Origin of the sequence: Actinophytocola sp. (assembly GCF_045807065.1) — a bacterium.
GTDB lineage: Bacteria > Actinomycetota > Actinomycetes > Mycobacteriales > Pseudonocardiaceae > Actinophytocola.
In genome coordinates, this window is sequence record NZ_JBJMIE010000271.1 from 1 (window position 1) to 19,130 (window position 19,130).

Genomic DNA, 19,130 nt, shown 5'->3' on the forward strand with positions numbered 1-19,130 from the left:
GCTCGTCGGCCACGCCCGCGTTGGTGACCTCGTAGGTCCCGTCGTCCTCGACCGCCTCGGCGGTGGCCAGCAGGACCGCGAGGAGGTCCTCGGACGCCAGTTCGCCGTCGCTCTCGACGAGGACCGGACCCGTCGTGGTCGTCACCTCGCGGTAGCCCCAGTCGCCGGCCAGGTCGATGTCGCGGGTCGCGGCGTGCTCGAGGATCTCGGCGACCTGCGGCTCGGCCCGCCGCACCGCGCCGGCCAGCACCTCGTCGGGACCCAACCCGACCCGGCGCGCGGCGTAGGAGGCCAGTGACGCGGCGACCACGACGTCGCGCCAGTCCACCCGTTCGATGTCGATGGCGGACAACGCGTCGAACGCGGCCTCGGCGGCGCCGGGGTCCTCGTTGCGCAACGCCGCGAGCACGCAGCGCCGCGCGTAGGTCATGAGCGTGTAGAAGTCGTCCATCGTCAGGCTCGACCGCACCCTGGCGCGGTCGTCGGCCATCGTGTACGCGCGCACGAACGCCCAGACCGCCGCGTCCTGCGGGGCGTGCACCCACCGCCACAGCACACCGGCCGCACCGGGGTACTCGACGTCCCGCAGTGGTGACGGCCCGGCAGCCGTCACCCTGTGCAGTTCGTCAGCCACCCGGGCGACCGCCAACTCCATGCCCAGGAAGACGTCGTCCGTCACAGCCAGCACAGTAAGTGACCAAGGCGATCACCGCGCGGGGTGCGGAGAGACTGTCCTTAGTTTGTCCATCGCTTCGACGCGACGGCCAGGACGATCTCGCGCCGCTGGACGAACCCCTCCGGTCCGAGGGCGGCGAGCCGCGCCCGGCCCGCGCGCACCATCTCCGCCCGCGCCCGCGCGGGCATCCCCGCGAGCCGGCGGGAACTGTGGCCGAGCGAGACGCGCTGCTCGAGGAACTCCGCCGGCGTCGGCCGCTGCTCCCAGGACACCGGCTCGGCCGTCACGTCCGCGAACCCGGCCTCCCGCAGCATCGCGGTCATCTTGTCGGGGGTGTCGAGCAGGTCGTGGTTGCCGATCAGCTTCGCGTCGGGCGGGGCGTTGTGGCGGTCCAGCTCCTCCTCCCAGATCTCGACGGCCGGTACCGGGGTCTCGCGTCCCCAGGTGGCGGTGCCGACCGTGCCGCCGGCCGCGAGGACCCGGTGCGCGGCACGCAGCCCGGCGAGCGGGTCGGGCAGGTGGAAGAGCATGAACGCGAGCACGGCGACGTCGACCGACCCACTGGCGAACGGCAACCGCGCGGCGTCGCTGACCACCCGGGGGAACGTCGCGGGCGCCCGCGCGATCATGCCCGGCGCCCGGTCGGTCCCGATGACCGTCGCGGCCGGCGCGGACTCCGCCAGCGCGGGCAGCAACGTCCCGACCCCGGTGCCGACGTCGAGTACGCGGCGCGCGCCGGCCAGCGGGAGCCGGTCGAGCAGCTGCCGGGCGATGCGGTGGAGCAGCCCGGCCCAGAGCCGCTCGTACGCGGCCGCGGCGGCGGAGTAGTGGTGAGCGAGACTGCGAACGGCGTCGGTCACAGGGACACGGTATTCGTTGTCGAGTCATTCGGTGTCGAGTCCTGATTCGGTGTCGAGTCCTGATTCGGTGTCGAGTCCTGATTCGGTGTCGAGTCCGGACTCGGTGTCGAGTCCGGCGAGGTCCGTTCGTCCTCGGCGCATGGAGTTGTACCGACAGGCACAGGACGAGTTCGACAAGGTGCTGGCGGCGGTGTCGTCCGGCTGGGACACGTCCTCGACGTGCGCGGGCTGGACGGTCCGGGACGTCGCCGGCCACGCGATCTGGGGCCAGCACCAGCTGCGGGCCTGGGCGACGGGCGGCCCGAACCCGTCGCCGGCCGGCGCGCCGGGCGCACCACACCCGGCCGTGCTGACCGCCGAGGACCCACTGGCCACGTGGCGAGCGGCCCGAACCGCCGCGGACGCCGTGCTGACACCGCAGACCCTGACCAGGACGACCACGATCCCCGGCATGGGCGAGGTCCCGGTGGTGGCGGTGGTCGAGTTGCTGACATGTGACCTCACCACACACGCATGGGACATCGGCCACCCACTGGGACAGACGGTGCGGCTACCGGACCCGCTGGTGGCGGCGTCACACGCGTGGGCGCGTGCTCACCTGGTGCGCGCGCCGGGCTTCTTCGGCCCGGAACTGACACCCCCGACGGACGCCGACGCCCAGACCCGCATGCTGGCCTTCCTCGGCCGCGCCGCCTGACCTCGCCACCGCGGACGCGACGCTTACCACCGCGGCGAATCGTCCGCCTTGCAAATCCAGCGGATCGTCCGCTTCGGCCGGCAGGTCGGGCGCTGCACGCCCGGCCTGCCGGCACTCAACCTCCGCGAGGGCCTTTCCGCCATGGAAGGTGCGAGAGGCATCCCTGGTGCCCCGAACGGCGCATTCAGGACGTTGAGCGTGCCGAAAGCGCTTTTCATGGCAGGTCAGCCAGGCGCGTGGCCAGGAAGTGGCGGTCGGCGGGGTCGGTGGCCAGGTCGAGCGCGCGTCGGTACGCCGCCGCGGCCTCTTCCGTCCGGTCGAGGCGGCGCAGCAGGTCCGCGCGGGTGGCGTGCCACAGGTGGTACCGGTCGAGCCCCGCCACCTGGTCCACCAACGCCAGCCCCGCCGACAGCCCCTCGGACTCCGCGACGGCTACCGCGTGGTTCAGTGCCACGACCGGCGACGGCTCGATGGTCAGCAGGGCCGCGTACAGCGCCGCGATCCGGGACCAGTCGGGCGGCGACGCCACGTGCTGCACCGCGATCATCGCCTGCAGCTGGTACGGCCCGACGCGTCCGTGTCGCATGGCCCGGTCCAGGACGCCGACGGCCTCGACGATCCTTGGGTGGTTCCACCGCGACCGGTCCTGGTCCGCCAGCAGCACCAGCTCGCCCGCCGCGGTTCGTCGGGCGTCCGCGCGTGACTCGTGGAGCAGCAGCAGCGCGACCAGGCCCAGCACCTCCGGCTCGTCCGGCATGAGCGTCGCGACCAGTTTGGCCAGGCGGACCGCCTCCTCGCGCAGTGCGGCGGCCGCGCCGTAGCCGTGGGTGTAGATCAGGTACACGACGGCGAGCACGCTCGACAAGCGCTCGGGCAGGAGGTGGTCGGCCGGTACGGCCAGGGAGATGCCGGCGTCCCGGATCTTCCGCTTGGCCCGCACGAGCCGCTGCGCCAGCGTGGTCTCCCTGGTCAGGAACATCCTGGCGATCTCGCCGGCGGTCATCCCGACCACGGCCTGCAGCGTCAGCGCCACCCGCGCCTCCTCGGCCAGCGCCGGGTGGCAGCAGGTGAAGATCAGGCTCAACCGCTCGTCGCCGAGGCTCAGCAGCCGTTCCACCGAGAGCTCGGGGAAGTCCGGGGAGTCGGGCGCCACGGCCGCCTCCTTCTCGCGGCCGACGCGGTCGCGGCGCAGCCGGTCGATCGCGCGGTTGCGGGCCACCGTCAGCAGCCAGGCGACCGGGTCGTCCGGCACGCCGCCCACCCACCGGCGCAGCGCGAGCGCGCACGCGTCCTGCAGCACGTCCTCCGCCAGCTCGAAGTCGCCGAACACGCGGATGAGCGCCGCCAGCATGCGGGCCCGGTGCTCCCGGTAGACCCGTTCGACCGCCGGTCCGGGCGGGGTCACACGGGCTTGTGGTCGACGCCCGGCACGTGCACGAGCGGGCGCACCTCGATGGTGCCCACGTCGGCCATCGGGCAGAGCGCGGCCAGTTCGAGCGCCTCGTCCAGGTCCGCGCAGTCGAGGACGTAGTAGCCGCCGAGGTGCTCACGCGTCTCCACGAACGGGCCGTCGGTGATCAGCGTCCTGCCGTTGCGCACGGCGACCGTCGTGGCCGCGTCGTCGTTGGTCAGCGGGTCGCCCGCGACCAGGGCGCCGCGCCGCCGGCACTCGTCGGCGAACGCGTTCACCCTGGCCAGGGCGTCCTCGAACCGGGGATCACCCGGCTCGGGCCGGTCACAGTTGTAGATGAGCAGCAGGTACTTCACCGTCTCCTCCTATTGCCTCGGGACCGATGTTCGCTCCGCGAGCTCCGAAGAGAATGACGAAGAAGCGCGCCCGATCTCGACACCCCTCAGCGCGGCCTTCTGACGACGATCACGCTGTCCACGCCGTCCTGGCGCACCTCCGGGTGCTCGGTCTCGTTCCCCCAGTGCCCGTTCTCACCGAGGTAGCGGAACCGCACGGGCGTCCCGTCCGGCACGGTCACGGCCACCGAGCGGGTGCCGTTGCTGCGCGGGCGCAGCTCGTGCGCGCCGGGCCGCCACCCGTTGAAGTCGCCGACGACGCTCACCCGTCCCCTCGGCTCGTTCGGGCGCAGTACGAAGGTGACGCGAACGCCGCCGGTGCGATCGCGGTCGATCTTCAGCATGACTCTCCACAGTCGATCTCGTCGCGGGTCGGACACATGATGCCCGCACTACCTACCCCACCCGACGGCGCAGCATCAACCTCGATACCGAGATTCCACCGAAAGCGTAACGGTTCTCACCCTTCGAGTGACGACACCGTGGACATGATCGGCCTAACTTTCCCGCTATGGCCAAAACTCTCGCGCTGATCACCAGTGTGGTCCTCTGTGGACTGTCTGTCGTGGCCGGTGCGGACGAGCCGCCGCAATGGGCCGTGTGCGACCGAATCCCGGCCAGCTACCCGGCCGCGCCGGACGGCGCGGTCGTCGTCGACCCGGTCGACGGCGAGGTGCAACGCCTGACGGCCGCGAACCCGGGCGGCACCACGTTCTGGCTCGCGCCGGGCACGCACACGCTCGGCGACGACGAGTACGGCCAGATTCGCCCGAAAGAAGGCGATGTCTACCTCGGCGCGCCGGGCGCCGTGCTCGACGGTCGCGACCGCAACCGGTACGCGTTCGTCGGTGACGCGAAGGACGTGGTGATCCGCGACCTCACGGTCCAGCACTTCACCGCCGGACGCGACGAGGGCGTGGTCAACCACGACTCGGCCGACGGCTGGGTCATCGAGCACAACACCGTCCAGGACAACAGGGGCGCGGGGTTGATGGCGGGCGCGGGGCAACAGGTGCTCGGGAACTGCCTGCGCGACAACGGCCAGTACGGGATGAACGCGTACAAGAACGGCCGGCTGACCGGTCTCGTGGTGGCGGGCAACGAGATCACCGGCAACAACACCGACGACTGGGAGTCGCAGGTGCCGGGCTGCGGCTGCACCGGTGGCGTCAAGTTCTGGTCGGTGGACGGCGCGGACGTGCGGGACAACTGGGTGCACGCCAACCACGGCGCCGGCCTCTGGATGGACACGAACAACAACGACTTCCTGGTCGAGCACAACCTGTTCGAGGACAACGAGGCGGAGGCGCTGTTCTACGAGACCAGCTACAACGCGCGGATCCACGACAACACGTTCCGCCGCAACACGATCGTCCAGGGCAAGGCGTTCGCGGACGGCGGCGACGACTTTCCGGTCGGCACGGTGTACATCTCGGAGTCGGGCGGCGAGCCACGCGTGCCGGCGCGGTTCGACGAGGTCGAGATCGCGGACAACACGTTCGAGGACAACTGGTCCGGCGTCACGCTGTGGGAGAACGCCGACCGCTTCTGCAACAGCCCGGCCAACACGTCGACGGGCAGTTGCACGCGGCTCGTCGCCGACCCCTCGCGCTGTGTGGCGCCGGACATCGACACCGAGCCACTGCGCGGCGACTGCCGCTGGAAGACCCAGCACGTGGAGATCCACGGCAACCGGTTCACCGTCGATCCGGCCGCCATCGGGTGCCAGCGGGGCTGCGCACGCATGGCGGTGCTGTCGAACTGGGGGACGTACCCGGACTGGTCGCCGTACCAGGGCTCGGTGGTGCAGCAGGCGATCACGTTCGAGCAGGACAACGTGTGGCACCACAACGTCTACGTCGGCCCGTGGACGTTCACGCCGTTCGAGATGTCCCGGGTGCTCGACCCGGCGGCGTGGCAGGCGGCGCCCTACCACCAGGACGAGTGCAGCGCGTTCACGCTCCTGCCGACGGCGTGCTGACGCGCCGCGAGCACCTTTCGGTTTCTTGGCCCTGACCTGCGGTCTGAGCGGTTGGCCGGCGGGTGAGCGGGTAGCCGAGGTGGATACGAGGAAAGGAGACCACGTGAGTACGGCCGAGACCGGTCAGATAACCGGCACGAAGGACAAGGACTACAACCTCATCTGGTTCGTGGAGGCCTGCCTCGACAACGCGCTCCGGCTCGAGACGTACATCGCCGACGCCGAGCGGGACGGGGACACCGAGCTGGCCGACTTCTTCCGGAAGGCGCAGGGCGAAAGCCGCAAGGGCGCCGAGCAGAGCAAGCAGCTGCTCGCGCGCAGGCTCAACGGGTAACTGCAAAGAGAACGACTGGGAGCAACTGGTTTGGCCGGCCCCCCGAGGCCGGCCAAACCAGTCGGGCCTACAACCGCACTACCGCGTACTCCGCGAGCAGCTCGAGGAGATCGCCCTCGACCTGTACCGGGGCCGTGGCGCCCGCGCCGGGGTTGGCCGCGAACCGCGCGACCTCCTCCGGAGTCGGGCAGACCGAAGTGTCCAAGTAGGACAGGGTGATCAGCTCGTTGTTGGCCAGCGGCTCGAGCACCGACCGCCAACCGGTTCGTTCGTCCCACACCAGTGCCACGTCCACCTCGGGGAACGCGGCCACCCGCTCCTCGAGCGGGATGTAACCCGACAGCGGCCGCTCCAACCGCACGGAGAAGGCCTCACCCGAACCGCATGCCTGTGCGACCAGACGGAAGTACTCCCACAGCCCCTTGGCCGGCTGCCCCCAACTCTCCAACTCCATCCCTCACCTCACCCTCCCGCGGCGCACTCTGCATACGCCGACGCCCGGATACCCGGACCGTCACCACATCACACGTATGGGGAGGGTGGTTTTTTTCGAACAGCTGAAATTAGGGCCAGAAGGAGGAACCGGCGCTGGACCATTCGTGTCAGCGCGTTACCAACTGGCTACAGCCAGGCACGACTCACTGGAGGTCGGGCTCCCGCTCGGCGTGCGGCTGGCGGGGCCAGGTGGAGACCACGTCGAAGGCCGGCGAGTCCACTGTGGCCCATTCACCCTCGTAGGCGAACGGGACGGAGTCGATCTCCTGTCGCCACGCCTCGAGAAGGGCGATGAGCTGGGCGAATTCCGGCTCCACGAACCGGTGTGTCGCCGATCCGATCAGTGTCGTTACCACAGTCAACCGTTCCCAGTTGCCGACTCCGGGTCGCTGTGACAACGTGTTGATCACTGCCCCAGCCGGCTCGTAGAGGGTCCGCACACGGTGCGTCACCCCGTGCTGCACGTCGCACCAAGCCAGTGCGGTGCCGGCCACCCGTTCGCATGACGAAGCTCACGCCGGGGTACGTCCTAACATTCGGAGAAGGGGTGGTGGTGATGCGCGAGACGTTCCACGGCCAGCTGATCGAACTGCGCGACCTGCTCGCCACGATGTGCACGAAGGCGGCGACCGCGATGCGGCACGCGACCGAGGCGTTGCTGTCCGCCGACCTCGCGGGCGCCGAGGAGGTGCTGGCCGCCGACGCCGAGTTGGACGTGCTGCGCGACGAGTGCGAGGAGCGGGCGCGCCAGATGCTCGCCCTGCAGGCGCCGAAGGCGAGCGACCTGCGGCTCGTGCTGTCGGCGGTGTACTGCGCGGACCGCATCGAGCGCATGGGCGACCTGGCCGAGCACGTCGCGAACACGACCCGGCGCGTCCACCCGTCCCACGTCGTGCCGCCCGAGCTGGAGGAGACGTTCGCGTCGCTGGGCAAGATCACCGCGAGCATGGCCGACGACCTGGTCGCGCACATCGCCTGCCCCCGCGAGGGCTCCTTCGCCGAGCTGAACCAGGTCGACCACCAGGTCGACGACCTGCACGCCGCCGTGCTGGGCACGATCACCCGCGACACGTGGCAGCACGGCGTGCCGACGGCGACGTGCCTCGCGCTGGTGGCCCGCTTCTACGAGCGCTTCGCCGACCAGGTCGTCTCGGTGGCGAAGCGCATCGAGTTCGTGAGCACGGGCGTGACCCCGCGAGCGTGACTGTTCGCCGCCGCCCTGCCCGACGGCGAGTACGTCGACCTGTAGGCCGACGGTGACCGCTGGACCATCCCATGGCAGTCATCCCTGCGGCCGCCGCGCGGTAGCCGAACTCACGTTCTGTAGACTTCCTGTCACTCAACGCGAGTTGGTGTTCGACAGACGAGGGGGGCACCATGGGGGCCATGACGGCGGAGACAAGTTCCGTTCAGATCGCCCACGGACGCCCGTTCACGGTGGACGATCTGGAGGGCATGCCGGATGACGGCAACCGCTACGAACTCATCGACGGCACGCTCATCGTGAGCCCCGCACCCGGGCTGGGCCACCAGACAGTCGTGGGCGAAGTCTATGTCGCGCTACGCGCGGCATGTCCACAGAGCATGCACACGCTCGTCGCACCCTTCGCGGTACGTCCCTCTCACATCACGGAGTTGCAGCCGGATGTCCTGGTCGGGCGCAAGGAGGACTTCACGAAGAAGCTCCTGCCCGTCGCCCCGGTCCTCGCGGTCGAGGTCTTCTCGCCGAGCAGTGTGCTCAACGATCTCAACTACAAGAAGGCGGCCTATCAGCGCCTCGGCGTGCCGAACTACTGGGTGATCGATCCCGTGGATCCGACCCTGACCGCTTTCGAACTCGACGACGCCGGCGTGTACCGGAAGGCGGCCGAGGTCAAGGGGTCCGATGTGTTCGAGACACAGCGCCCGTTCCCGGTGCGGATCATCCCGGCCGACCTGCTCAGCTGGCTGGCGGAGGAAGACCCGGAGTAGACCTGTCGCGCGACGGCGCCGGTGTCCCCACGGGGAATGCCGGCGCCGTTTTGCCACCGGACCTGTTCGACGACGAGCTGCACGCCCAGATCCGGCAGATGGTGCGCGAAGCGGTGGATGCGGTTCGCGGAGGACCTGCTCGGCGAGGGCGTCGCCGGACTGGCGCTGGCGGACATGCGCACACGTACCTCGAGCACGTGGCGGACCGCAGGCTCGGCGCACGGAACCCGTTCGCGTTCATGGAGCTGCACGACGTGCAGGAGCTGTCGAACTTCTTCGAGCGCAGGCCTCGGCGTACCAGGTCGCCGTGCCGGGCACCGTGAGCTTCGACGAGGAGTTCTAGCAATATGGGGGCATGGCCCTGCTCTTGCGGAACGTGACGATCGGGTTCACCGGGCGGCGCGCCGACGTGCGCGTCGAGGGGCGCCGCCTGGTGGCCGTCGCGCCCGTGGGGATGCCGGCGGACGGCGCCGAGGTCGTCGACGGCCACGGCGGGACGCTGCTGCCGGGGCTCGTCGACGCACACGCGCACCTGCTCCAGTGGGCCAGCGCCCGCCAGCGGGTCTCGCTCGCGTCGGCCCGGTCGGCCGTCGAGGCCGCGGAGCTGATCGCCGCGGCCGGCGCCACCGCGGGCGTCCTCCTGGAGGGCGCGAACTTCTTCCCCGCGCTCTGGCCGGACAGTCCACACAAGTCCCTGCTCGACCGGCTGCTCCCGGACCAACCCGTCGCCCTGTTCAGCAACGACCTGCACACGCTCTGGCTCAGCTCGGCGGCCATGCGCCTGGTCGGCGTCGACCACCCGACAGGCGTGTTCATCGAGGACGAGTGCATGGCGCTCACCGCCGCCCTGCCGGCGCCGGCGCCGGACGTCACCGACCGGTGGGTCGTGGCCGCCACCGAGGCCGCGGCGGCCCGGGGCGTCACCGCGATCGCCGACTACGAGTACGCCGACACCGTCGCGGACTGGCGGCGCCGCCCCACCCCGGCCACGCGCATCCGGTGCGTCGTCGCGAAACGGCTGCTCGACGAGACCATCGCCCGTGGCCTGAAGACCGGCGACGCGGTCGGTGAGCTGCTCACCGTCGGCCCGCTGAAGATCTTCCTGGACGGCTCGCTCAACACCCGCACCGCGTACTGCCACCACCACTACCCCGGCACCACCTACCACGGCGAGCTGCTCGAGCCGCTGGACGAGCTGCTGCCCGTGCTGCGCAAGGCCGTCGACAACGGCCTCGGCCTCGCGCTGCACGCCATCGGCGACCGCGCCAACACCCTCGCGCTGGACGCGTTCGAGGCACTCGGCGTGGGCGGCCGGATCGAGCACGCCCAGCTCCTCGACCCGGCCGACGTGCCCCGGTTCGCGGCGCTGGACGTGACCGCGGGCGTCCAGCCCGCGCACCAGCCCGACGACCGCGACGTGGCCGAGCGCCACTGGGCCGGCCGCACCGCGAGGGCCTTCGTCTTCAGGGACCTGCACGAGGCCGGCGCCAGGCTGGAGTTCGGCTCCGACGCGCCCGTCGCCCCGCTCGACCCGTGGGACGGCATCGCCTCCGCCGTCACCCGGACCGACGACGACCGTCCCGGCTGGCACCCCGAACAGGCCCTGTCGCTGGAGACCGCCGTCGCCGCGAGCACCGGCGGCCGCACCGCGGTCCGGCTCGGCGACCCGGCCGACCTGGTCCTGGTCGGCCGGGACATCACCGGTCTACCCCCGAGCGAGCTGCGCGACCTCCCGATCCTGGCCACCGTCCTCGACGGCCGGTTCACGCACCGGACGTAGCACCACCACGAGCAGCAGGACGGCGACGACCGCCGCGATGGCCGCGACCGGTGGCAGGGCGCTGATGCCGACCAGGCTGATCACCGCACCGCCGGACAGGCCCGACAGGCCGACCCCGAGGTAGATGGCGGACGCGTTCAGCGACAGCACCAGGCCCGTGTTCGCCGGCGCGAAGCCGATGAGCAGGTTCTGCATGGGCGGGTTGAACGCCCACGTGAACAGGCCCCAGACGAACATCACCACGGCCGCCGCCGGCACGCTGACCGCGACGAGCGGCAGGGTGGCGAGCAGCACCACCGCGGCGGCCAGCGAGGTGAACAGCGGCCGCGTGCTGCCGTACCGGTCGGTCAGCCGGCCGCCGAGGGAGTTGCCGATGGTCGCGCCGATGCCGTAGCCGAGCAGCAGGAAGCTGACCGCCACGCCCTGCGCGCCGGCCGCCGCGGACAGGAACGGCGCGATGTAGGTGAACGGCGCCATCGCGGACAGCACGCCGAGCACGGTCACGCCCAGCAGGAGCTGCACGCGCCGGTCCGCGGCGACGGCGAACCGCTCCCGCAACCCGGCCGCCGGCGGTGCCTCGACCGTCGGCACCCCGACCCACACCGCGACCGCCGCCGCGAGTGACACGCCCGCGACCAGGGCGAACACGCCGTGGTAGCCGAGCGGCGTGCTGAGGAAGTTCCCCACCGGCACCCCGAGGATCAGCGCGAACGTGAGCCCGCCGAACACCATGGCGACCGCGCGCCCCCGGCGTTCCGGTGGGTTGAGCACGGTGGCGACCGCGGTGGCGGCGGGTGTGTAGACCGCCGCGCCGAGCGCCGCGACGATGCGGCTCGCGAGCAGCAGCTCGTAGGTCGGCGCGACCACGGCCAGCGCGTTGCCGAGCGTGCTGACCACGAGTGCGACGACCAGCAGCCTGCGGCGCTCCCAGCGGCCGGTGAAGGCCGCCAGCAGCGGGGACGCGATGGCGTAGGCGATGGCGAACGCCGTGCCGAGCTGGCCGGCGGTGGAGACCGAGACGTCCAGTTCCCGGCTGACCGCCGGCAACACCCCCGAGACGATGTACCCGCTCGTGCCGACGGCGAAGGCGCCGAGGGCGAGCAGATAAGTACGTGGCGACATGAGACTCCCTCTGGATACCGCTTGTACGATGAACACCGTACTACGAAGTTCATCGAACTACGATAGGTGTCGTACGATGAGTGTCATGACGGATTCGCTCGCGCACCCGGCGAGGTCGGAGATCCGGATCGAGTCGGTGCTCCACGCCCTGGCCGACCCGGTTCGCCTGCTCTTCGTGCGCGAACTGGCCCGGTGCGGCTGCGAGGGCGCGCCGTGCGGGTCGATCGAGCTGCCGGTCACGAAGTCGACCCGCACCCACCACCTGCGGATCCTCCGCGAGGCGGGCGTGATCAGCATGCGCCCGGAGGGCACGGCCCGGATCTCGACGCTGCGCCGCGAGGACCTCGACACCCTCTACCCCGGTCTCCTGGACTCGATCCTCACCGCCGCCCACTGAGCCGTGCACTACCGCCCGCCGACGCCCGACGAACGAGCCCGGGCGGTGGCGGCGCTGACCGCGTTGGTGGCCGGGCAGGAGCCGGACCTGCACGGCCTTCCCGTGCGGCTCTCGCACGACTTCGCGGCCACCCTGCTGACGGGTGAGCCGGGCTGGGGCACCATCGCCGTCCGCGGCGCGCCCACCCTGCTCATCGAGGTCCCCCATCCCGGCTCCGACCGCTACACCGCGCGTCTCGGCCTCGACCTGTTCCACGCCATCCCCACCGCCGCGCTCCTCGTCGCGGGCACGCACCGCCGGCACGCCGACGTGGCGCACGAGCCGGACTCCCTGTTCCACGCCTTCGCACAGGCGCTGGCCACGACGGAACTCCAGACGGCGGAACTCCAGCTGCACGGCTTCGCGGCGACCAGCGCCCCCGGCACCGACGTCGTCCTCACCCCGGGCGCCGGCAGGCCCACCGGCCTGCACCACGCCCTGCGTGAATCCCTCACCTGCCGGGGCTTCCGGGTCCGGCACCACGAGCACCTCGCCGGCCGCACCAACGCGCAGGGCATCGCGGCCGCCGCCCGCGGCACCCCGTTCCTACACCTGGAGCTCGCTCCGCCCCTCCGGAGCGACCATCGGGACCGCGTGGTCGAGGCGGTCACGGACGCGTGGCACCAGCGATGTCACTAGCACCGCGGCGAACGCCGCGCCGGCGGCGATCAGGAACGCCACCCGGAAGCCCGCCAGCGACGGCACCGTGACGGGTCCGACCGTCACGCTCATGTGCGCGAGGAGCGTCGCCATCACCGCGCTGGACATCGACGTGCCCACCGACCGCATCAGCGAGTTCAGCCCGTTCGCCGAGGCCGTCTCGTGCAGCGGCACCGCCCCCATGATCAACCGGGGCATCGCGGCGTAGGCGATGCCGACGCCCGCGCTGACGATCACCGCGGCCACCATGACCTGGAAGGCGCTGTGCAGCAGAAGCGTCGCCACGACGTAGCCCACCGCGATGACGGCGGCGCCGAGCAGCAGCGACGTCCTCGACCCCCACCGCCGCGTGATGCCGGCGGACACGGGCGACAACGCCATCATGACGAGCCCGCCCGGCGCCATCCACAACCCGGTGGCGATCAGCGACTGCCCGAGCCCGTAGCCGGTCAGCGCCGACGCCTGCAGCAGCTGCGGCAGCACGAGCGAGGTGCTGTACACGGCGAACCCGACCAGCACCGAGGCGAGGTTGGTGAACAGGACCGGTCGCCGCGCCAACACCCGCAGGTTCACCAGCGGGTAGCGCACCCGCAGCTGGTAGGCCCCCCACACCACGAGCACGACGACCGCGGCGGCGAACAGGCCCAGCGTGAGCGCCGACCCCCAGCCCCAGGTCGCGCCCTTGGTGATGGCGAGCAGCAGGCTCACCAGCCCGGCGGCGAGCCCCAGCGCGCCGACGACGTTGAACCGCCCCTCGGCCCGCAGCGCCGAGTCCGGCACCACGGCCCGCAACAGGGCGAGGCAGGCGGCACCCAGCCCGGCGGCGAGCCAGAACAGCACGCGCCACGAGGACGTCTGCGCGATCACGGCCGAGACCGGCAGCCCGATCGCCCCGCCGACCCCGAGCGTGGCGGACATCATCGCGGTGGCCGACCCGATCCGCTCGACCGGGAGGATGTCGCGCATGATGCTGATGCCCAGCGGGATCACACCCATGGCGCACCCTTGGAGTCCGCGCCCGACCACCATCGGCAGGACCGAGCCGGCCAGCGCGCACACGACGGACCCGGCCACCAGCACGACGAGACTGGCGAGCAGGACCGGCCGCTTGCCGTAGAGGTCGCCGAGTCGCCCGCTCACCGGCATGATCACCGCGGCGGCGACGAGCGTGACGGTGATGACCCAGGACGCGTCGGCCGGATCGGCGTGGAGAATGTCGGGCAGGCTGGGAATCAGGGGAATGACAAGGGTCTGCATGAACGAGGCGACCAGACCGCAGCTCGCCAACACGGGGACGACAAACCCTGAGCGCACCTGTGTACGGTACGCATTTCCTGCTGGAGGCCAGGTCGATGCTTGGTAGAGAACACCTCCTGGCCTGCGTTTCCCGGGAGCTGACCCTGATCAGCCGCCACCAGCTGGCGAAGGCGACGGGCGGCGTGCTCGAACGCTCCGCGTACCTGGTGCTGAACCGCATCGACGCGACGGGTCCGATGACCGCCCGCGAGCTCGCCGACGCCCTGCGGCTGGAGATATCGACCGTGACCCGCCAGGTGGCCGCCATGCTGCGGGAGGACGTGGTGGAACGGATCCCGGACCCGGCCGGCGGCCAGGCGCGCCGACTCCGCATCACCGCGACGGGCGCGGCCCGGCTGGCCGCCGACCGCGAGCGCTACCGCACCGGGCTCGCCCGGGTGGTCTCCGACTGGCCGGACGCGAGGTGCGCCGAGCTGTACCGCCTCCTACGCGCACTCAACGAGGACATCGAGGAGCTCCAGGGCACCCCCTGGCCCCGCGAGGACTGACCAGACCGACGCGAACACCTTCGGTGCCAAGCGTTTCCGTGCGGGCCGGAGCTTCCTCGTAGGCCAGGCGTGTCTCGAGCAACGCGGCCAGCATGTCCAGCTCCCGCTGCGCCACGACATCCATCGTGGACACCTCTTTCAGCCGATCGAGGATCTCGCCGACCTGCCGATGATCACGCCGCGGCTCGTCCAGCACCGGCCTCAGCTCCGGATAATGCTTACCCAGCACCGGAAAAACCCGCCGGCATCCGCTGCCTCGTGGCGTGCGCCGAGCAGCGAGCAGAACGTGGTGCAGTGCGTCCGAAGATCAACTCCGGTATACGTCCCGTCGCGCGACGACGACAGCGGTTCACGCAAACGTATGTGCGATTCGACTGGTTGGTTACCGAGAGCGGTCCAACGGTCGTCGATCGCCCTCATGAGATCGCAAAAGCGGCGGACGGTGTCGGTGTCCTCGTGAATACTCGGCGCCATGCTCCTCAACGTCACGACCACCCACAGGCCGGCGGCCGACCTCGGCTACCTGCTGCACAAGCACCCGGACCGGGTGCAGCGGTTCGACGTGTCCACCGGCACGGCGCACGTCTTCTACCCGGAGGTCACCGAGGAGCGCACGACCGCCACCCTGTTACTGGAGGTCGACCCGGTCGGTCTGGTCCGCAAGGGCGGGGACACGCTGGGGCGGTACGTCAACGACCGCCCGTACGCGGCGTCGTCACTGCTGTCCGTCGCCATCGGCAAGGTGTTCGGCACGGCCATGCGCGGCCGTTGCGACGCGCGCCCGGAGCTGGCCGCCACCCCGATCCCGCTGGAGATCCACCTACCCGCGTGTCCACGCGCGCACGCCGAGCGCCTGTTCGAGCCGCTGGGATGGACGGTCGAGGCCACGCGCATCCCGCTCGACCCGGCGTTCCCCGACTGGGGCGACAGTCCGTACGTGGACCTGCGCCTGACCGGCACGCTGCGCCTGGCCGAGGCGCTGACGCAGCTGTACGTGCTGCTCCCCGTGCTGGACGACGCCAAGCACTACTGGGTGGCGGCGGACGAGGTCGACAAGCTGCTGCGCGCGGGCGGGGCGTGGCTGGTCACCCATCCCGACCGCGAGCTGATCACCACGCGCTACCTCGCCCACAAACGCCGCTTCACCGAGGAGGCGTTGGCGCGGCTGACCGAACTGGACGACCGCCCGGCGGAGGACGCCGAGGAGCCGGAGCAGCCGGAGCGCCTGCCGTCACTGGCGCAGCTGCGCCGCGAGGCCATCGTGGGCGAGCTGCGGGACCTGGGCGTGCACCGGGTCGTGGACCTCGGCTGCGGCGAGGGACGCCTGCTGCGCGAACTGGTCACGGAGCCGACGTTCACCGAGATCGTGGGCGTCGACGTGGCCGCGCGACCGTTGCGGGTGGCGGCATCCCGGGTGGACCGCTTCGCCGACCGGCAACGGGCCCGCGTCACGCTGCACCAGGGCTCGGTGACCTACGCGGACCCCCGCGTCGCCGGCTTCGACGCCATAGTCCTGTCCGAGGTGATCGAACACGTCGACCCACCACGCCTACCGGCGCTGGCGGAGACGGTTTTCGGCGCGGCGAAGCCGAAGCACGTCCTGGTGACCACACCGAACGCCGAGTACAACGTGCGCTGGGAGACCCTGCCGGCGGGCGAGGTCCGCCACCCGGACCACCGTTTCGAGTGGACCCGGGCGGAGATGGCCGCCTGGGCGGACACCGTCTGCACCGCACACGGCTACACCGTCCGACACGTCCCGGTCGGCGAGGTCGACCCCGAAGTGGGCGCGCCGACGCAGCTGGCCGTGTTCACCAGAACCGCGGCCACCCCGGCGGCGGCCAACAGGAAGGAGGCCTGATGCGCACCATCGCCATTCCCGACCTGAGCCTCGTCGCACTCGTCGGCGTGACCGGCTCCGGCAAGTCCACGTTCGCGCGGAACCACTTCCTGCCGACACAGGTGCTGTCGTCCGACACGTTCCGGGGGATGGTCGCCGACGACGAGAACGACCAGTCGGCCACGCCGGACGCGTTCGAGGCACTGCACTTCGTCGCCGGGCGGCGGTTGCGGGCCGGGCGGCTCACGGTGGTCGACGCCACGCACGTGCAGCGTGACGACCGGGCGAAGCTGGTGGCGCTGGCGCGCGAGTACGACGTGCTGCCGGTGGCCATCGTGTTCGACGTCCCGCTGGCGACGCTGCGCGAGCGGACCAAGGGCCATCGCGACCTACCCGACCACGTGATCCGCCGCCAGCACGAGGCGTTGCGCCGGTCGGTCAAGCATCTCGCGAAGGAGGGTTTCCGCAAGGTCCACGTGCTGTCCACGGCCGACCCCGTCGAGATCGAGTACGAGAAGGCCTACAACGACAAGCGCGAGCTCACCGGCCCGTTCGACATCATCGGCGACGTCCACGGGTGCCACGCCGAGCTCGTGACCCTGCTGACGCGCCTCGGCTACGTCGTCACCGCGGACGGCGCCCACCACCCCGACGGGCGCACGGCGGTGTTCGTCGGCGACCTGGTGGACCGGGGGCCGGACACGCCGGGCGTCCTGCGCCTGGTGATGGGCATGGTCGCGGCCGGCACGGCGCTGTGCGTGTCGGGCAACCACGAGACCAAGCTGGTCCGCGCGCTGGACGGCCGGGACGTGCGGGTGTCGCACGGCCTCGCGGAGTCGCTGGCGCAGCTGTCCAAGGAGCCGGAGGAGTTCCGCAGGTCGGCGCGGGAGTTCATGTACGGCCTGGTGAGCCACTACCGCCTGGACGGCGGCAAGCTGGTCGTCGCGCACGCGGGCCTGAAGGAGGAGTACCAGGGGCGCGCGTCGGGGCGGGTCCGCTCGTTCTGCCTGTACGGCGAGACGACCGGCGAGACCGACGAGTACGGCCTCCCGGTCCGCTACCCCTGGGCGGACGACTACCGCGGCAGCGCGACGGTCGTCTACGGCCACACCCCGGTGCCCGAGGCCACCTGGGTCAACAACACCATCTGCGTGGACACCGGCTGCGTCTTCGGCGGCGCGCTGACCGCACTGCGCTGGCCATCGCGCGAACTGGTGTCGGTCGAGGCGGAGGCCGTGCACTACGAACCGGCGAAGCCGCTGAACGCCCCGACCCGGGCGCCGGACGTGCTGCGCATCGACGACGTGCTCGGCACCAGACACGTGGACGCCCGGCTGATGGGCCGCCTGAAGGTGCGCGAGGAGAACGCCGCCGGCGCGCTGGAGGTGATGAGCCGCTTCGCGATGGCCCCGCAGTGGCTGCCGTACCTCCCGCCGACCATGGCCCCGTGCGCGACGTCCGGTGTGGACGGTGTGCTGGAGCACCCGGCGGAGGCCTTCGACGCCTACCGGTCGGACGGTGTCGAGGAGGTGGTGTGCGAGGAGAAGCACATGGGCTCCAGGGCGGTGGTGGTCCTCTGCCGGGACGAGTCGGTGGCCAGGGCCCGTTTCGGCGCGCGGGACGGCACCGCGGGTGCGGTGTACACGAGAACAGGCCGCTCGTTCTTCGACGACCCGACGGAGTTCCTGGCCCGCCTGCGCGCGGCGGCGACCGAGGCGGACCTGTGGTCGGCGCTGGACAGTGACTGGCTGATCCTGGACGCGGAACTGCTGCCGTGGTCGGCGAAGGCGGAGCAGTTGCTGCGCCGCCAGTACGCCCCGGTCGGCGCGGCGGCGACGGCGGCACTCCCCGCGGCGGTGGCCGCGCTGGAGAAGGCGGCGACCCGGGGTGCCGACGTGGCGGACCTGTTGGCGCGACAGCGAAGCAGACTCACGAACGCCACGGGCTACGTGGCGGCCTACGAACGGTACTGCTGGCCCACCCAGGGTCTGACAGGCGTGTCCCTGGCCCCGTTCACCCTGCTGGCGGCGGAGGGCCGAGTACACGCGACCAACCCGAGATCCTGGCACGAGGACGTGTTGGGACGTCTGGTCGAGGCGGACCACGACCTCTTACGGCCGACGAAGAGGGTGACGGTGAACGTGACCGACCCGGCGTCGGTGGCCGCGGGCACGGACTGGTGGACCGCACTGACCGAGACGGGCGGCGAAGGCATGGTGGTGAAACCGGCCGCAATGCCGGGCGACCGCCTGGTGCAGCCGGGCATCAAGTGCCGGGGCCGCGAGTACCTGCGGATCATCTACGGCCCGGACTACACCGAGCCGGCGAACCTCAAGCGCTTACGCCAGCGAACACTGGGCCGCAAGCGCTCGCTGGCGCTGCGGGAGTACGCGCTGGGCATGGAGTCCCTGACCAGGTTCGTGGAGAAGGAACCCCTGTGGCGCGTGCACGAACCGGTGTTCGCGGTACTGGCACTGGAGTCCGAGCCCGTGGACCCACGCCTCTGACCCCAACCACGTCCTTGCCCACTCCTCGACCACGTCCTCGACCGAGAGGAGACGCGAACGACCACGGCCTGACGAGCTGAAGGAGTCCTCGGCCCGGCGGTCACCGCCCACTGGGTTACGAATGCACGACGACGCACGACAGCGACGCCGGCCACACGAC

21 protein-coding genes are annotated in these 19,130 nt (G+C 71.2%); 12 read left to right on the forward strand and 9 right to left on the reverse strand.

What is annotated here, in order from left to right; translation table 11 throughout:
* Window positions 1–679: hypothetical protein (locus tag ACJ73U_RS15675; RefSeq protein ID WP_407778350.1), on the reverse strand; the 679-nt coding region annotated here is incomplete at its 3' end.
* Window positions 680–735: 56 nt separating this feature from the next.
* Complete coding sequence (locus tag ACJ73U_RS15680; protein ID WP_407778351.1) at window positions 736–1,536, reverse strand: class I SAM-dependent methyltransferase; 801 nt, start codon at window positions 1,534–1,536, stop codon at window positions 736–738.
* A 139-nt stretch (window positions 1,537–1,675) separates the two neighbouring features.
* Between ACJ73U_RS15680 and ACJ73U_RS15685 the strand changes: the two genes are divergently transcribed.
* Window positions 1,676–2,233 (forward strand): TIGR03086 family metal-binding protein, encoded by a 558-nt coding sequence (locus ACJ73U_RS15685; protein WP_407778352.1) that lies wholly within the window; start codon window positions 1,676–1,678, stop codon window positions 2,231–2,233.
* A 214-nt stretch (window positions 2,234–2,447) separates the two neighbouring features.
* Here ACJ73U_RS15685 and ACJ73U_RS15690 read toward each other — a convergent pair whose 3' ends face one another.
* The 3 genes from ACJ73U_RS15690 to ACJ73U_RS15700 form a co-directional block, all read right to left on the reverse strand.
* Entirely contained in the window at window positions 2,448–3,638 is a 1,191-nt protein-coding gene (locus tag ACJ73U_RS15690; protein WP_407778353.1) for an RNA polymerase sigma factor, read from the reverse strand.
* Complete coding sequence (locus tag ACJ73U_RS15695; RefSeq protein ID WP_407778354.1) at window positions 3,635–4,000, reverse strand: YciI family protein; 366 nt, start codon at window positions 3,998–4,000, stop codon at window positions 3,635–3,637. The genes ACJ73U_RS15690 and ACJ73U_RS15695 overlap by 4 nt, the downstream gene beginning before the upstream one ends.
* A gap of 86 nt (window positions 4,001–4,086) precedes the next feature.
* Window positions 4,087–4,383, reverse strand: a complete 297-nt coding sequence (locus ACJ73U_RS15700) for an isoamylase (protein WP_407778355.1) — start codon at window positions 4,381–4,383, stop codon at window positions 4,087–4,089.
* A 167-nt stretch (window positions 4,384–4,550) separates the two neighbouring features.
* On the opposite strand from ACJ73U_RS15700, the gene ACJ73U_RS15705 reads away from it, so the two are divergent.
* On the forward strand, window positions 4,551–6,020 hold the full coding sequence (locus ACJ73U_RS15705) for a right-handed parallel beta-helix repeat-containing protein (RefSeq protein ID WP_407778356.1): 1,470 nt from the start codon (window positions 4,551–4,553) through the stop codon (window positions 6,018–6,020).
* Window positions 6,021–6,123: 103 nt separating this feature from the next.
* A complete protein-coding gene (locus ACJ73U_RS15710) occupies window positions 6,124–6,354 on the forward strand; it encodes a hypothetical protein (protein WP_407778357.1) in 231 nt (76 codons plus the stop codon).
* Between the two features lie 67 nt (window positions 6,355–6,421).
* On the opposite strand, the gene ACJ73U_RS15715 is transcribed toward ACJ73U_RS15710, so the two are convergent.
* Together ACJ73U_RS15715 and ACJ73U_RS15720 are read right to left on the reverse strand one after the other, a co-directional pair.
* Complete coding sequence (locus tag ACJ73U_RS15715) at window positions 6,422–6,808, reverse strand: DUF6292 family protein (protein WP_407778358.1); 387 nt, start codon at window positions 6,806–6,808, stop codon at window positions 6,422–6,424.
* Window positions 6,809–6,992: 184 nt separating this feature from the next.
* Window positions 6,993–7,166: a hypothetical protein gene (locus ACJ73U_RS15720; protein ID WP_407778359.1), complete on the reverse strand. Its 174-nt coding sequence runs from the start codon at window positions 7,164–7,166 to the stop codon at window positions 6,993–6,995.
* A 239-nt stretch (window positions 7,167–7,405) separates the two neighbouring features.
* On the opposite strand from ACJ73U_RS15720, the gene phoU reads away from it, so the two are divergent.
* The 4 genes from phoU (at window position 7,406) to ACJ73U_RS15740 (ending at window position 10,600) form a co-directional block, all read left to right on the forward strand.
* Window positions 7,406–8,053 (forward strand): phosphate signaling complex protein PhoU, encoded by a 648-nt coding sequence (gene phoU / locus ACJ73U_RS15725; protein WP_407778360.1) that lies wholly within the window; start codon window positions 7,406–7,408, stop codon window positions 8,051–8,053.
* Between the two features lie 182 nt (window positions 8,054–8,235).
* Window positions 8,236–8,820, forward strand: a complete 585-nt coding sequence (locus ACJ73U_RS15730; protein WP_407778361.1) for a Uma2 family endonuclease — start codon at window positions 8,236–8,238, stop codon at window positions 8,818–8,820.
* Window positions 8,821–9,017: 197 nt separating this feature from the next.
* A complete protein-coding gene (locus tag ACJ73U_RS15735) occupies window positions 9,018–9,143 on the forward strand; it encodes a hypothetical protein (RefSeq protein WP_407778362.1) in 126 nt (41 codons plus the stop codon).
* Between the two features lie 32 nt (window positions 9,144–9,175).
* Window positions 9,176–10,600: an amidohydrolase gene (locus ACJ73U_RS15740; RefSeq protein WP_407778363.1), complete on the forward strand. Its 1,425-nt coding sequence runs from the start codon at window positions 9,176–9,178 to the stop codon at window positions 10,598–10,600.
* Here the strand turns inward: ACJ73U_RS15740 and ACJ73U_RS15745 are convergent.
* Window positions 10,526–11,722, reverse strand: coding sequence for an MFS transporter (locus ACJ73U_RS15745; RefSeq protein ID WP_407778364.1), 1,197 nt, complete (start codon window positions 11,720–11,722; stop codon window positions 10,526–10,528). The two genes, ACJ73U_RS15740 and ACJ73U_RS15745, sit on opposite strands and share 75 nt — an antisense overlap.
* A 76-nt stretch (window positions 11,723–11,798) precedes the next feature.
* On the opposite strand from ACJ73U_RS15745, the gene ACJ73U_RS15750 reads away from it, so the two are divergent.
* Together ACJ73U_RS15750 and ACJ73U_RS15755 are read left to right on the forward strand one after the other, a co-directional pair.
* Complete coding sequence (locus ACJ73U_RS15750) at window positions 11,799–12,119, forward strand: ArsR/SmtB family transcription factor (protein WP_407778365.1); 321 nt, start codon at window positions 11,799–11,801, stop codon at window positions 12,117–12,119.
* Window positions 12,120–12,164: 45 nt separating this feature from the next.
* Complete coding sequence (locus tag ACJ73U_RS15755) at window positions 12,165–12,797, forward strand: hypothetical protein (protein ID WP_407778366.1); 633 nt, start codon at window positions 12,165–12,167, stop codon at window positions 12,795–12,797.
* On the opposite strand, the gene ACJ73U_RS15760 is transcribed toward ACJ73U_RS15755, so the two are convergent.
* On the reverse strand, window positions 12,705–14,132 hold the full coding sequence (locus ACJ73U_RS15760; protein ID WP_407778367.1) for an MFS transporter: 1,428 nt from the start codon (window positions 14,130–14,132) through the stop codon (window positions 12,705–12,707). The genes ACJ73U_RS15755 and ACJ73U_RS15760 overlap by 93 nt on opposite strands.
* A 38-nt stretch (window positions 14,133–14,170) precedes the next feature.
* Here ACJ73U_RS15760 and ACJ73U_RS15765 point away from each other — a divergent pair, with 38 nt between their 5' ends.
* The 3 genes from ACJ73U_RS15765 to ACJ73U_RS15775 all read left to right on the forward strand — a co-directional run bounded on the left by ACJ73U_RS15765 (window position 14,171) and on the right by ACJ73U_RS15775 (window position 18,970).
* Window positions 14,171–14,623 (forward strand): MarR family winged helix-turn-helix transcriptional regulator, encoded by a 453-nt coding sequence (locus ACJ73U_RS15765; protein ID WP_407778368.1) that lies wholly within the window; start codon window positions 14,171–14,173, stop codon window positions 14,621–14,623.
* A 472-nt stretch (window positions 14,624–15,095) separates the two neighbouring features.
* A complete protein-coding gene (locus ACJ73U_RS15770) occupies window positions 15,096–16,484 on the forward strand; it encodes a 3' terminal RNA ribose 2'-O-methyltransferase Hen1 (protein WP_407778369.1) in 1,389 nt (462 codons plus the stop codon).
* Window positions 16,484–18,970 carry a polynucleotide kinase-phosphatase gene (locus ACJ73U_RS15775; RefSeq protein ID WP_407778370.1) on the forward strand — a complete coding sequence of 829 codons (2,487 nt, stop codon included), beginning with the start codon at window positions 16,484–16,486 and terminating at the stop codon, window positions 18,968–18,970. Before ACJ73U_RS15770 ends, ACJ73U_RS15775 begins: the two co-directional genes overlap by 1 nt.
* The last annotated feature ends 160 nt before the right edge of the window (window positions 18,971–19,130 follow it).

Coding starts and splice junctions, on each gene's coding strand:
- ACJ73U_RS15730 (WP_407778361.1), top strand. CDS start 8,236: ATGACGGCGGAGACAAGTTCCGTTCAGATCGCCCACGGACGCCCGTTC.
- ACJ73U_RS15700 (WP_407778355.1), bottom strand. CDS start 4,383: ATGCTGAAGATCGACCGCGATCGCACCGGCGGCGTTCGCGTCACCTTC.
- ACJ73U_RS15685 (WP_407778352.1), top strand. CDS start 1,676: ATGGAGTTGTACCGACAGGCACAGGACGAGTTCGACAAGGTGCTGGCG.
- ACJ73U_RS15740 (WP_407778363.1), top strand. CDS start 9,176: ATGGCCCTGCTCTTGCGGAACGTGACGATCGGGTTCACCGGGCGGCGC.
- ACJ73U_RS15775 (WP_407778370.1), top strand. CDS start 16,484: ATGCGCACCATCGCCATTCCCGACCTGAGCCTCGTCGCACTCGTCGGC.
- ACJ73U_RS15765 (WP_407778368.1), top strand. CDS start 14,171: ATGCTTGGTAGAGAACACCTCCTGGCCTGCGTTTCCCGGGAGCTGACC.
- ACJ73U_RS15715 (WP_407778358.1), bottom strand. CDS start 6,808: ATGGAGTTGGAGAGTTGGGGGCAGCCGGCCAAGGGGCTGTGGGAGTAC.
- ACJ73U_RS15705 (WP_407778356.1), top strand. CDS start 4,551: ATGGCCAAAACTCTCGCGCTGATCACCAGTGTGGTCCTCTGTGGACTG.
- phoU (WP_407778360.1), top strand. CDS start 7,406: ATGCGCGAGACGTTCCACGGCCAGCTGATCGAACTGCGCGACCTGCTC.
- ACJ73U_RS15770 (WP_407778369.1), top strand. CDS start 15,096: ATGCTCCTCAACGTCACGACCACCCACAGGCCGGCGGCCGACCTCGGC.
- ACJ73U_RS15745 (WP_407778364.1), bottom strand. CDS start 11,722: ATGTCGCCACGTACTTATCTGCTCGCCCTCGGCGCCTTCGCCGTCGGC.
- ACJ73U_RS15750 (WP_407778365.1), top strand. CDS start 11,799: ATGAGTGTCATGACGGATTCGCTCGCGCACCCGGCGAGGTCGGAGATC.